This window comes from Burkholderia pseudomultivorans, assembly GCF_902499075.1.
In the GTDB taxonomy this organism is placed as follows: domain Bacteria; phylum Pseudomonadota; class Gammaproteobacteria; order Burkholderiales; family Burkholderiaceae; genus Burkholderia; species Burkholderia pseudomultivorans.
Genome location: NZ_CABVPP010000055.1, coordinates 39,149 through 50,982, shown reverse-complemented (window position 1 = coordinate 50,982; position 11,834 = coordinate 39,149). Strand labels below are relative to the sequence as shown.

Annotated in this window: 13 protein-coding genes; 3 read left to right on the top strand and 10 right to left on the bottom strand. The window is 68.8% G+C overall.

Annotated elements, in window-relative coordinates; translation table 11 throughout:
* Positions 1–74: 74 nt before the first annotated feature.
* From BST28156_RS27410 to BST28156_RS27390, 5 genes are all read right to left on the bottom strand, one after another.
* The gene (locus tag BST28156_RS27410) at positions 75–389 is read right to left on the bottom strand and encodes a DUF4148 domain-containing protein (RefSeq protein WP_009695266.1); all 315 of its coding nucleotides are present in this window, start codon (positions 387–389) and stop codon (positions 75–77) included.
* Positions 390–610: 221 nt separating this feature from the next.
* Positions 611–1,486, bottom strand: a complete 876-nt coding sequence (locus BST28156_RS27405) for a PilZ domain-containing protein (RefSeq protein WP_174903852.1) — start codon at positions 1,484–1,486, stop codon at positions 611–613.
* 80 nt (positions 1,487–1,566) lie between these two features.
* A complete protein-coding gene (locus BST28156_RS27400; protein WP_174903851.1) occupies positions 1,567–4,170 on the bottom strand; it encodes a penicillin-binding protein 1A in 2,604 nt (867 codons plus the stop codon).
* A gap of 107 nt (positions 4,171–4,277) precedes the next feature.
* Positions 4,278–5,285, bottom strand: coding sequence for a trans-3-hydroxy-L-proline dehydratase (lhpH, locus tag BST28156_RS27395; protein ID WP_174903850.1), 1,008 nt, complete (start codon positions 5,283–5,285; stop codon positions 4,278–4,280).
* 207 nt (positions 5,286–5,492) lie between these two features.
* A complete protein-coding gene (locus BST28156_RS27390) occupies positions 5,493–6,230 on the bottom strand; it encodes a FadR/GntR family transcriptional regulator (protein ID WP_059515545.1) in 738 nt (245 codons plus the stop codon).
* A gap of 261 nt (positions 6,231–6,491) precedes the next feature.
* On the opposite strand from BST28156_RS27390, the gene lhpI reads away from it, so the two are divergent.
* From lhpI to BST28156_RS27375, 3 genes are all read left to right on the top strand, one after another.
* Complete coding sequence (gene lhpI / locus BST28156_RS27385; protein ID WP_174903849.1) at positions 6,492–7,427, top strand: bifunctional Delta(1)-pyrroline-2-carboxylate/Delta(1)-piperideine-2-carboxylate reductase; 936 nt, start codon at positions 6,492–6,494, stop codon at positions 7,425–7,427.
* A gap of 204 nt (positions 7,428–7,631) precedes the next feature.
* Positions 7,632–8,036: a response regulator gene (locus BST28156_RS27380; protein ID WP_040129267.1), complete on the top strand. Its 405-nt coding sequence runs from the start codon at positions 7,632–7,634 to the stop codon at positions 8,034–8,036.
* Positions 8,037–8,053: 17 nt separating this feature from the next.
* Positions 8,054–8,833 (top strand): helix-turn-helix domain-containing protein, encoded by a 780-nt coding sequence (locus tag BST28156_RS27375; RefSeq protein ID WP_174903848.1) that lies wholly within the window; start codon positions 8,054–8,056, stop codon positions 8,831–8,833.
* Positions 8,834–8,897: 64 nt separating this feature from the next.
* Here BST28156_RS27375 and BST28156_RS27370 read toward each other — a convergent pair whose 3' ends face one another.
* The 5 genes from BST28156_RS27370 to BST28156_RS27350 all read right to left on the bottom strand — a co-directional run bounded on the left by BST28156_RS27370 (position 8,898) and on the right by BST28156_RS27350 (position 11,802).
* A complete protein-coding gene (locus tag BST28156_RS27370) occupies positions 8,898–9,269 on the bottom strand; it encodes a hypothetical protein (RefSeq protein ID WP_060238073.1) in 372 nt (123 codons plus the stop codon).
* A gap of 140 nt (positions 9,270–9,409) precedes the next feature.
* Complete coding sequence (locus tag BST28156_RS27365) at positions 9,410–9,649, bottom strand: hypothetical protein (RefSeq protein ID WP_060238075.1); 240 nt, start codon at positions 9,647–9,649, stop codon at positions 9,410–9,412.
* A gap of 16 nt (positions 9,650–9,665) precedes the next feature.
* Positions 9,666–9,956 carry a DUF1488 family protein gene (locus BST28156_RS27360; RefSeq protein WP_174903853.1) on the bottom strand — a complete coding sequence of 97 codons (291 nt, stop codon included), beginning with the start codon at positions 9,954–9,956 and terminating at the stop codon, positions 9,666–9,668.
* A 106-nt stretch (positions 9,957–10,062) separates the two neighbouring features.
* A complete protein-coding gene (locus BST28156_RS27355; protein ID WP_060238080.1) occupies positions 10,063–10,461 on the bottom strand; it encodes a DUF488 domain-containing protein in 399 nt (132 codons plus the stop codon).
* Between the two features lie 138 nt (positions 10,462–10,599).
* Positions 10,600–11,802 (bottom strand): amino acid aminotransferase, encoded by a 1,203-nt coding sequence (locus BST28156_RS27350; protein ID WP_060238082.1) that lies wholly within the window; start codon positions 11,800–11,802, stop codon positions 10,600–10,602.
* Positions 11,803–11,834 lie beyond the last annotated feature (32 nt).

Here is an 11,834-nt window from a genome sequence, read left to right as displayed (position 1 = left end):
TAGCGAAACAACGATGAGGTTAACAGAGCGTGCAGCGGGTTAACAGCCCTCGTAACTCTTTTTGTTAGAGCTTTTTAGTGGCCGAAGAACACCGACGAACGGTCGTTGGCGGCCGGCGCGACCACGCGCTCGCCCGATTGCGACGTCGCGGCAGCGTTCGAGCCGTAGCCCGTCGCATCGCCCTGCGCGGCGGCGATCTTGGCCTGTGCGGCCTGGATGTTTTCCGGGTAGTTCAGCCAGTCGTTCGGGTTGTAGCCGGCCTTTTCGAGCTGGACCAGTTCGGCACGCACTTGAGCGCGCGTCAGCGGCTGCTGGTTCGACTGGGCGAACGACACGACCGGGGCGGCCACCAGAGCGGCCAGCGCAACTGCCTTGATCAGCGATTTCATGATGCATTACCTCCAGATTTGTTTTGTCAGGCGCTTCGGACACGTGGGTCGTTGCGCATGAGTTGAATTCTAGGAGGCGCGACTATCAGGGTAAATACCTAAAACGCGAATTCACTGTTGACGGAATCCATACAATCGCCGCCGATTTGGCCGAATCATCAGATGATTATGGTCGCGAGCAAATCGAATCCCGTCTGGTCTGCTGCGTCGGCGCATCGCCGTCAGCGCCCGCCGTCCGCGTCGGCCGACGCCATCAGCCGGTCGAACAGCAACGCCTTCAGCCGGATCGCGGCGTCGGCGTCGATCTCGCCGAAGGCCGCGTGGTGCAGCGTCAGCGCCGGCGCGGCCGGATCGGCATGAACCGCGCGCACCGTGCCGTCGAGCGCCAGCAGCGCAACGCGCCCGCCCGCCGCATACGGCAGCTGCACGCGCAGCGCTTCGCCGACGCGCGCGATCGTCCGGTCGACGGCGATCGACAGTCCGCTCAGGCTGAGGTCGCGCACGATGCCGATGCCTTGCACACCGTCCGTGCCGTCCGCGCAGCACGCAGCGATCCGCACCGGCACGCGCGGTTCCGCACGGGTGCGCAGCCGGTCGACGAAACCGGGCGGCGACAGCGTGATGAACGGCGTCGTGCCGGTTGCCTGCACCGATTCGACCGTCGCCGCGAAGCGCGACACCGCGGCACGGCCGATCGCCACCGCCTCGACGTCGTCGCCGCGCGCGAATTCGAGCGCGACGCCCTGCTGCGGCTCGACGAACAGCGCGCCCGACGCGCCGACGCCGACCAGCCGGCAGCGCTGCAACGCGCGCGTCGCGCCGACCCGGCGGCGAATTCCGATCGCCGCGCCGGGCGACAGCCCCAGATGCGTCGCGGGCGGCATCGCACCGGCCGCGCGCGGCTCGGCTTCGGCCGCCTCGCGCCGGCGCACCGGCCGGAAATGCTCGAACAGGAACGCGTGCCGGGCCGGATCGTCCAGCGTCGCGCCGGCCGGCAGCAAGGCAGCGCCGCCGGCGTCGTAGAGGTCGAAGCCGAGCGGTGTGCCGGCGGCGAAATCGTCGCGGGCGAGCGCGACATAGTCGGATGAACTGCGCATCGGTGAGAGGCGGCGCGGCCGCGCGGGCTGTCGTGACAACTTGATTACGGCAGCCGCGCGTAAAACCTGAACGTACCCTTTTACTGCGCGCCGCTGCCGGCGCCCGTGTCGGGCGCGACCGGTGCAGGTGCCGGCGCGGGCGGCTGGGCAGGCGATGCCGGCGCGACAGGGGGCGTAAAGCTCGGCGCGGCGCCGCTGCCCGCGTTGCCGCCGCTCGACTGGCCGGTGCCGACAGCCGGCGGCGTCACCGGTTGAGGTGGCAGCTGCAGCTGCAGCTGCAGCTGCGGCTGCGAAGCCGCGCCCGACAGCGCCGCCGCCGAGGCCGCCACTTCGGACGCCGGCACCCATTCCTCGACGATGCCGCCGGACGCGGCGTCCGGTGCCGAAGCCGCTACCGCCGACGCAGCCGACGCGGCACCGGCCTCGGCCTCGTCGACCTTGCGCGGCGCCCGTTCCGCCCTGACCGCCGGCGGCGCCTTTTTCTCGTCGCGGCCGAACCACGCGTCGAACAGGTCCGTCGCGCGCTCGCGCAGCGACTCGAACCATCCCGGCGACGGCTCGGTATCGAATTTCGCTTTCGTGTCGACGAGCCGTGCGCGCTGCGCGCGCTGGAAGAAATCGCCGACGATCGGCAGCGCGCTGTGCGCGCCCTGCCCCCAGTAGTCGCTGCGCAAGGTCACGCGGCCGTCGTCGAAACCGACCCACGCGCCGGCCACGAGCCCGGGCTGCATCAGGATGAACCAGCCGTCCGCATTGTCCTGCGTCGTGCCCGTCTTGCCGGCGACGTCGCCGCGAATGCCGAAGCGCGTGCGGATGCTCGAGCCGGTGCCGCGCGTAACGACGTCGCGCATCACGCTGAGCAGCGTCTTGTCCGTTTCGGCGTCGAGTGCGCGCTCGGGCGGCGCCGGCGCGAATTCGGCGAGCACCTCGCCCTGACGGTTCTCGATGCGCGTGACCATCTGCGGCTCGACGTACAGCCCGCCGTTCGCGATGGTCGCGTACGACGCGACCATCTCCTTCAGCGTTACCGGGCTCGTGCCGAGCGCGAGCGACGGCACGCGTTCGAGCGGGCTTTCGCGCACGCCCATGTCGCGCGCGAGCCGCGCGACGGCTGCGGGACCGACCTTTTCCATCACCTGCGCGGTGATCCGGTTGCGCGACAGCGCGACCGCGTCGCGCAGCGTCATCGGCTTGCCGGTCGGCGGCACGTCGTCGTTCGGCCGCCAGATCTCGCCGCCCTTCAGCGGGATCTCGACCGGCTGGTCGATGAAGGTGTCGTCCGGCTTCATGCCGCCCGCGAACGCGGCGCCGTAGACGAACGCCTTGAACGTCGAGCCCGGCTGGCGCCGCGCCTGCACCACATGGTCGAACGGCTCGCTCGTGAAATCGCGGCTGCCGACCCACGCGCGGATCTGCCCGTCGCGCGGATCGATCGCGACGAAGCCGGCCTGCACGTCGGTCTTCGTCTTGCACAGCGCGCGCATGAAGCCGCGATCGGCCGCGAGCTGCTTCATCGCGGCCGCATCGTCCTTGCCGGCGTCCTGCGCAGCCTTGTATTCCGGCGACTCGCGCATGAAGGTGCGGAATACTTCGTTGTCGGTGCCGCAGCCGTCGCGGCCGCTCCACGCATTGTTCGCGATGCCCTGCAGCTGGTTCGCCTGCTGCATCAGCGCCTGCGTCGCCATCTGCTGCAGCCGCGCGTCGATCGTGGTGCGCACGATCAGGCCGTCCGAATAGATGTTGTAGTCGTTGCGATCGGCCCATGCGATCAGCCACTTGCGCAGTTGCTGCGCGAAATGCGGCGCGGGGCCCGGCGGCTCCTTCTGGCGCTCGAAATCGACGCGCAGCGGCCGGCGCTGCAGCTGCGCGAACTGCGCCGGCGACAGCTTGCCGTACTTCACCATCTGGCCGAGCACCGTATTGCGCCGCTGCAGCGCGCGCTCGGGGTTCAGCACCGGGTTGTAGTAGCTGTTGCCCTTCAGCATCCCGACGAGCGTCGCGCTGTCGAGCACGTCGAGTTCGTCGGCCGACTTGTCGAAGTAGGTGCGCGCGGCCATCTCGACGCCGTATGCGTTGTACAGGAACGGCACCGTGTTCAGGTAGGTCTCGAGGATCTGGTCCTTGCTGTAGACGGCCTCGATCTTCAGTGCGGTGATCGCTTCCTTCAGCTTGCGCGTCAGCGTCGGCGCGCGGCCGATCTCGTCCGGATACAGGTTGCGCGCAAGCTGCTGCGTGATCGTCGAGCCGCCCTGGCGCGTACCCGAGAACGTATGCAACGCGGCCGACGCGGTGCGCTTCCAGTCGAGGCCGTGGTGCTGGTAGAAGCGATGGTCCTCGGTCGCGATCAGCGCGTCGACCATGTGCGGCGAGATCTGCTTGAGCGGCACCCACTCGCGGTTCGACGGCTTGAATTCGGCGAGCAGCTTGCCGTCGGCGGACAGCACCTGCGCGGGCTGGTCGACGCGCGCCTTGCGAATGTCGCCGATGCTCGGCGTGAACGGCACCAGCGCCAGCACGTACAGCAGGAACAGCGACGGCACGGCGGCGACCGCGAGCAGCGCGCCGCGACGCGTCGGATGACGCAGATGGTGCCAGGCAACGGCCAGCACACGCTTGACGGGCACGGCGGCGGCAGCCGCGACGGGTTGGGCGCGCGCGACCCATTTGGCAAGAAGGTCACGCACTGACGACACGTTTCGGCGATTCACGCGGTTGGGGCAGCTTGCTGAAAAGGCTGCATCGTACCAAAACTCGCGCGGCGCACGGCCCGGCGGCGGCTCGGCGCCGGCGCTCAGCGCACGAGGAAGCCGTAGGTCAGCGGATCGCGCTCGTCGACGATCCAGTTCGCAAAGCCGCAGATATACGCGCTGCCCTCCACTTCCGGGATCACGGCCGGGATATCGCCGACGGTCGTTTCGCGCAGCACGCGCCCCTTGAAGATCGTGCCGACGATCGACTCGTTGACCAGCGTATCGCCGGCCGCGAGCAGGCCGCGCTGGTACAACTGCGCGACGCGGCCGCCGGTTCCGGAGCCGGTCGGCGAGCGGTCGACCTCGCGGTCCGCGAACACGCAGCAGTTCGCCTGCGTCGAGCCCGGGTGGCGCGGCGCATTCGCGATGATCGTCCCGTAGATGTGGTTGATTTCCGGAATCTCCGGATGCACGACCGGATACGCGGCATTCGCGGCGGCCTTCACTTCCGCGCCGAAGCGGATCAGCCGCTCGACCGACGATTCGCGCACCGGCAGGTCGAACGGCGCGCCGTCGACGTAGAAATAAAACGCGCCGCCATACGCGATATCGCCCGTCACCGTGCCGAACGACGGCGTGTCGACCGACACGTCGCGCCGCCAGATGAACGACGGCACGTTGACGAAGCGCACCGAGCCCGCGTGATCGCCGTCCCATTCGACGAACGCCTCGATGAAGCCGCACGGCGCGTCGATGCCGACCCGCGTCTCGGGCGTCGTGCGCTGCACCCAGCCGAGCGCGACCGCAGCCGTCGCGAGCGCGATCACGCCGTGCCCGCAATGGTCGCTGTAGCCCTCGTTGTGCACGAAGATCACGCCGAAATCGGCGGACGGCGAGACGGGGTCCGTCAGGTAGCCGCCGTACATGTCGGCATGGCCGCGCGGTTCGAACATCAGTGCGCGGCGGATCTCGTCGGCGTTGTCCTTGAGCCACGCGCGGCGCTGCACGATCGTGTCGCCCGGCAGGCGCGGCAGCCCGCTCGTGACGATGCGGAATGCTTCGCCGCCGGTGTGGACTTCGACGGTGGAAAGGGATCGGGAAATTTTCATCGGCGTTCGCGAGCGTGAAGACGAAGGACGGAGGCTGGTGCGTCGTGCTGCGCCAGCGGCCCATTGCGGATTACGTGGATGGCCCCGGGCACGCCCTTCGGATTGGTTCTGAACAGGACCAATGTAGGACACCTGTGGTTGTCACGCAAGCAATTTCAAAATATTTCCCGGGATTCTGGTCCCTACAGAAACCAGAGCGCGCGCCCGTCACTTCGGCGCAATGTCGCGCCGCACCCGGCGGATATGCTGCTCGACGTAAAACGCCGCGGCATCGGCGTCGCCCGACACGATCGCCTCGTAGATCAGCCGGTGCTCGGACACGTAGAGCCGCACGCGGCCCGCGTCGTAGATGCCGTCGTCCTTCAGCCGCTTCCACAGCGGCTGGTCCATCGTCCTGGCGACTTCGTCCGCGATCTTCACGATCAGCGCATCGCCGGTCATCAGCGCGAGCTGCCGGTGAAACAGCCGGTCGCTCTCGTTCCACAACGCGCGCTGCTGCGGGTCGTCGACGTCGGTGATGGTTTCCATCTGCGCGAGATAGCTTTCGGCGACGGGGTCCGCGCGGCCGTGCGAGGCCGCGAGGCGCGCGATCGCGGGCTCGAGGATCAGCCGCACGTCGAGCGTCGACGTCGGGCTGAAGTCGGCTTCGGATGCGTCGCGCATGTCGCCGCGCTGCGCAAGCACGTCGAGCGGCGCCGATACGACATAGGTGCCCGAATTGCGCTTCGTGAACACGAGGCCCTCGTTCTGCAACGCGCCGAGCGCTTCGCGCACGGCCGGCCGGCCGACCTGGAACAGCGCGGCCAGCTCGCGCTCGGACGGCAGCCGCGCATCGGCCGCATAGCGCCCCGCGCGAATCTCGTCGCGGATCCTTTCGGCGACCTGCTCGTAGATTTGCAGCGGCCTGAAGCCGCCTTCCAGTGATTCGGGACGCGCAGACATCATGCGTGGCTCCTGCCGTTCGTGGGCGTGGATTGAAACGGGTTCGCACTATACCGGAGTTGTGCCGGCGCCGGCCCGCAGGCGCGGCATTCTGGACAGATATTAGAACCAAAAGCGGCGACGCGCTTTATTTTCTGGCTTGCCGGCGAGCGGGCAACTGGTATAGATTCGATCCAGACTGCCACGTGTCGCGTAATCGGCGGTCCAGCCGCGGGCGCACGACGCGCCCGTCGTCCACGCTCACCGACGCCACCGACGCACACGATGACCGCCCTTGCCCAGACTCCCGTTTTCGATGCGGCCGACACGGCCGCGCTGCTCGACTATCGCGCGCTGCTCGTCACGCTCGGGCAAACCGTCGCCGACTACGCGGCGGGCGAGATCGTCAGCCCCGAGCGTCTGGTCGTGCCGCTGCAGGCCGGCGGCGTGATGCTGTCGATGCCGTCGAGCGCGCGCGATCTCGCGATCCACAAGCTCGTCAACGTGTGTCCCGGCAACGGCGCACGCGGGCTGCCGACGATACTCGGCCAGGTGATCGCCTGCGACGCGACCACCGGCGAGATGCGCTTCGTGCTCGACGGCCCGACCGTCACCGGCCGCCGCACCGCGGCCGTCACCGCGCTCGGCATCCAGGCGCTGCACGGCGCCGCGCCGCGCGACATCCTGCTGATCGGCACCGGCAAGCAGGCCGCCAATCACGCGGAAGCGCTCGCGACGATCTTTCCCGATGCGCGCCTGCACGTGCGCGGCGCGCGCGCCGAAAGCGCGGCCGCCTTCTGCGACGCGCATCGCGCGCACACGCCGCGGCTCGTTCCGCTCGACGGCGACGCGATTCCCGACGCGATCGACGTCGTCGTCACGCTGACGACGAGCCGCACCCCCGTCTATCGCGACGCGGCGCGCGAAGGGCGGCTGGTGGTCGGCGTCGGCGCGTTCACGGCGGACGCCGCCGAAATCGACGCGAATACCGTGCGCCAGAGCCGGCTCGTCGTCGACGACCCGGCCGGCGCGCGCCACGAGGCCGGCGACCTGATCCTCGCGCAGGTCGACTGGCAGCAGGTCGCCTCGCTCGCCGACGTGCTGAACGGCAGGTTCGTGCGCGGCGGCCCGCTGCTGTTCAAGAGCGTCGGCTGCGCGGCGTGGGACCTTGCCGCGTGCCGCACCGCGCGCGACGCGCTCGCCGCACGCCGGGCGGGTTAACGTTCACGGCGCGGCCCGCGAAACCGGCCGTTTTCGCGCACTGCACCATCGGTCCCGCCATGCGCGCGCGCCTGCGGCCCGCATGCGCCCACGCCGATTTATCGCACGCGTTGTAGGAAAACCCCTACAACGCGACGATCCGGCCTACGCAAACTTCCAATTCGGCCGATTTTCTTTTTGGCGGCGCAGCACGATACTGGCCCCATGAATGCCAGCCCGTCGCCCGCCGCACTCCGGGTGTTCCTCGTCGACCACGCCGCCCCCGTGCGGCGCAGGATCGCGCTGCTTGTCGGCGCGATCCGCGGTGTCGTGGTGGTGGGCGAAGCGGAGGACGGCCAGGGCGCGTGGGCGCATATCCACGACAGCCGGGCCGAGGTGGTGATCGTCGACCTGCGCCTTGCGGACGGCAGCGGCCTGGAGCTGATCGGGATGCTGTCGAAGGCCACGCCGCGCATCGTGACGATCGTGCTGACCAACCATTCCGCCCCGGCATTCAGAGAGGCATGCGCGACGGCCGGGGCGGACTACTTCTTCGACAAGACCGCCGAGTTCGACGCCGCATGCCGCGTGATCGAATCCCTGGTGCATGCGCGCATGCATCACCCCTGACCGTGCCGGAGTGACCCATGTCAACAGCCACCGCCAGCGTCGCAGACGCGCTCGTCGCCCCGAGGCCGCGCGCGCCGATTCACGCGGTCGCGCGCGCCGACGCGCCCACCTATCCCGCTGCGCGCTGCTCGGGCTGCGCGATGCGTTCGATATGCCTGCCGCCGCACCTGACGGCGGCCGAGTACGGCCGGCTCGACGCGATCATCTGCGCGACCCGGCACGTTCGCCAGGGCGATGCGCTGTTCCGCACCGACGATCCGTTCCACAGCATCTACGCGGTGCGGGCCGGTTCGTTCAAGACGGTGATGATGCATCGCGACGGCCGCGAGCACGTGACCGGCTTCCAGATCGCCGGCGAAACGCTCGGGATGGACGGCATCGGCAGCGGCCAGCACTGCTGCGACGCGATCGCGCTCGAGGACAGCGTCGTGTGCATCATCCCGTTCGGCGCGCTCGAAGCGGCCTGCCGCGAGATCAAGCCGATGCAGCACTTCCTGTATCAGATGCTGAGCAGCGAGATCGTCCGCGAGTCGAGCCAGATGCTGCTGCTCGGCACGATGTCGGCCGAGCAGCGCGTCGCGCATTTCCTGCTGAATCTGTCGTCGCGCTTCGAGGCGCGCGGCTATTCGGCATCGGAATTCAACCTGCGGATGACGCGCGAGGAAATCGGCTGCTACCTCGGGATGAAGCTCGAAACCGTCAGCCGGATGTTCTCGCGGTTCCACCGCGATGCGCTCGTCGAAACGCGCGGCAAGCGCGTGCGGATCATCGACGCGCAGGCGCTCGCGCTGGTCTGACGCGATCTCGTGCGGGTGCGTGACAGGCACGCGCCCGCACGACGCCTGTTCCATCCCGTTTCCTTCAACGCATCGCGCTCACGCCGCCCGCCGCACCGCCGGCCGGCGCCGCGCGTGTCGGCGCGCTCGCGCCTTCGTGCGCCTGCCATTCGATCAGTTCGCGTTCCGCGGCCGCGAACGCGCGCCGCACCGTTTCGCACGCGTCGTCGCCGCTGCAATGCGGCAGCGGCTTCAGTTCGTCGCTGCGCGTGATCAGATCGAGCCGCACGTCGTAGGCGCGCGTGCCGCCGGGCATCCTGCGCGCCTCGATCGCCAGATGGCATCCGCTGATCAGCGCGCGAAACCGCTCGATGCCGACCAGCCGGGTCGCCGCCTCGGCTTCCAGCTCGGCCGAGCCGGCGAATCCGAGATAGACGATCTGCATGCCCACGCCCATGTTGTGTCTCTCCTGACGGGGCCGCCATCGCGTCGACCACCTTCTGTCCATCCCCGCCTGACGGCGTAGCCGATCATCGCGTCCCGCCGCGGCGCCGCGCCCGCTCGCCCACTACCGTCGCGGGCGCTTCGTGCCGCCCTTCAGACGTTGAACGCCTGCGACATCTTCAGCTCGATCCACGTCATCCCGGCCCGCAAGCCTTCGATCATCGCCTCGTGCTCGGTCGGATAGGCGTGGCTGTGCTCGAACGTATGGTGGAAGCGCGCCGCGCCCGTGCCATGTTCGACCGACACGCGGCAGCGGAACTCGCCCGATTCGCACGGCCGCGTCTCGACTTCGACCGACCAGTCGCGCTCGTGTATGTTGCCCTGCAGTGTCATGCGTCCTCCTGCGGTATCAGCCGCCGAGCCGGAAGTGGCCGCTGTGCAGCAGCACCGGCCGGCCGCCGATTTCCTCGAGCATGCGTCGCGCCATCGCCTCGATCGCCGGCCGGTGCGCGGTGAACGCATTCAGCAGGTCCCGTTCGAGCAGCGACGCCGCGCCGAAATGATCCTCGAGCGCTTCTGCCGTGACCGCGCACTGCACGCAGCGATCGTCGACCAGCGCCGAAAAGGCGACGACCAGATCGCGCGCGCAGTACTCGGGCGGCTCCGGTGGAAATAAAATCTGCATCTGTGCGCCTGTCAGCGTAGTGACTCAGCCATGACGAGAGCATAGTGGCGCGCGCCGCCGCACGCTTGACCCACGTCAACCGGGTCGCCGTGCCGACGCCGGATCCGGCAACGGGCCGCCATCAGCCCGCGTCCGGCTCGATCGTCGCGCCGCGTTCCGCGAGCAGTTCGCGCAGCACGCTGCGATGACAGCGGCTCTCGTCGTCGCAGTAGCAGCCGACCGACAGCGCAGTCGTGGCCGACAGCGCCGCCAGCAGGTCGAGCACCTTCGCCGCGTCGCCCTGCGCCATCTCCGCGCGGAAATGACGCTTGAACGCGCGCCATTCGGCGTCGGTTTCGGCGGCCTGCGCCTGGGCGACCAGTTCGGCGCTCGGCGACAGCGTCGGCAGCCACACGTCGTAGTAGTCGCGCGATGCGAATTCGGCTTTCGGCACGCCGCGCGGCGGCCGCCGCACCGTGCCGATCCGCAGCCCCTCGCCGGCCTTGCGCGGCGAACCGAGGCGGACGATTCGTATGCTCATGCGGCTCCTTCAGCGTGTATGCGATCTTCTTATCGTACTGCTGCGCGGCTGCGGCGTGCGGGGCCCGCGAAAAGAAAAAACCGGCTGCCCCCATCGGGAACAGCCGGTTCCGGCGATGCCGTCGCGCGCCTGCGCGGATCAGACGCCGCTCTTCAGCACCTTGCCGATCGCGTCCGCGACGATGCCGACGTTCGAATCGTTCAGGCCCGCGACGCACATCCGACCCGAGCGCAGGATATACACGCCGTGCACTTCGCGCAGCGCGTCGACCTGCGACTCCGTCAGCCCCGTGTACGTGAACATGCCGCGCTGCTTCACGTAGCGCGTGAGCGCTTCGCCGCTGACGTGGTCGCGCAGGCCGTCGTGGATCGCCTGGCGCATCCGCGCGATGCGGCGGCACATCGCCGACAGCTCTTCTTCCCACTGCTTGCGCAGCGCGGGCGTATTGAGCACGGCCGCCACGACCTTTGCGCCGTAGGTCTGCGGATTGCTGTAGTTCGAGCGCACCGCGCCGGCCAGCTGGCCGAGCACGCGATCGACCGCGGCCGCATCCTCGCAGACGACGCTCAGGCCGCCGACGCGCTCGCCGTACAGCGAGAAGTTCTTCGAGAACGAGTTCGCGACCAGCGCCGGTACACCGCGACGGGCCAGTTCGCGCACCGCGAACGCGTCCGCGTCGAGGCCTGCGCCGAAGCCCTGGTACGCCATGTCGACGAACGGCAGCAGCCCGCGCGCCTCGATCACGTCGATCAGCTTTTCCCACTGACCTTCGTCGAGATCGACGCCGGTCGGGTTGTGGCAGCACGCGTGCAGCAGCACGATGCTGCGCGCCGGCAGCGCGTCGATCGCCGCGAGCATCGCGTCGAACTTCAAGCCGCCCGTCTTCTCGTCGTAATACGGGTACGTATTCACGGTGAAGCCTGCGCGCTCGAAGATGAAGCGGTGGTTTTCCCAGCTCGGATCGCTGAGCCACACCTGCGAATCCGGGAAGTAGCGCTTCAGGAAATCGGCGCCGACCTTCAGCGCGCCCGAGCCGCCGAGCGTCTGCACGGTCGCGATGCGGCCGGCCGCGCGCGCCGGGTGATCCGCGCCGAACACGAGCGCCTGCACGGCGTCGCGATACGCGGCCAGGCCGATCATCGGCAGGTACGGCTTCGGGCCGAGGTCGCGCTGCAGCGCCGTTTCGGCTTCACGGACGGCGCCCATCACGGGAATCCGGCCTTCGGCGTCGAAATAGATGCCGATGCTCAGGTTGACCTTCTGATCGCGCGGATCTTTCTGGAAGTTCTCGTTGAGCGTCAGGATCGGGTCGCCCGGGTACGCATCGATATGTTCGAACATGGCTATGTCGGTCTCGGTTGGAATAGATGATT

Excerpts from the sequence above, each read along its gene's own strand:
- BST28156_RS27380 (WP_040129267.1), top strand. The coding sequence starts at position 7,632 with ATGAATGCCAGCCCGTCGCCCGCCGCACTCCGGGTGTTCCTCGTCGAC.
- BST28156_RS27355 (WP_060238080.1), bottom strand. The coding sequence starts at position 10,461 with ATGAGCATACGAATCGTCCGCCTCGGTTCGCCGCGCAAGGCCGGCGAG.
- BST28156_RS27405 (WP_174903852.1), bottom strand. The coding sequence starts at position 1,486 with ATGCGCAGTTCATCCGACTATGTCGCGCTCGCCCGCGACGATTTCGCC.
- lhpI (WP_174903849.1), top strand. The coding sequence starts at position 6,492 with ATGACCGCCCTTGCCCAGACTCCCGTTTTCGATGCGGCCGACACGGCC.
- BST28156_RS27410 (WP_009695266.1), bottom strand. The coding sequence starts at position 389 with ATGAAATCGCTGATCAAGGCAGTTGCGCTGGCCGCTCTGGTGGCCGCC.
- BST28156_RS27370 (WP_060238073.1), bottom strand. The coding sequence starts at position 9,269 with ATGGGCGTGGGCATGCAGATCGTCTATCTCGGATTCGCCGGCTCGGCC.
- BST28156_RS27350 (WP_060238082.1), bottom strand. The coding sequence starts at position 11,802 with ATGTTCGAACATATCGATGCGTACCCGGGCGACCCGATCCTGACGCTC.
- BST28156_RS27390 (WP_059515545.1), bottom strand. The coding sequence starts at position 6,230 with ATGATGTCTGCGCGTCCCGAATCACTGGAAGGCGGCTTCAGGCCGCTG.
- BST28156_RS27375 (WP_174903848.1), top strand. The coding sequence starts at position 8,054 with ATGTCAACAGCCACCGCCAGCGTCGCAGACGCGCTCGTCGCCCCGAGG.
- lhpH (WP_174903850.1), bottom strand. The coding sequence starts at position 5,285 with ATGAAAATTTCCCGATCCCTTTCCACCGTCGAAGTCCACACCGGCGGC.
- BST28156_RS27365 (WP_060238075.1), bottom strand. The coding sequence starts at position 9,649 with ATGACACTGCAGGGCAACATACACGAGCGCGACTGGTCGGTCGAAGTC.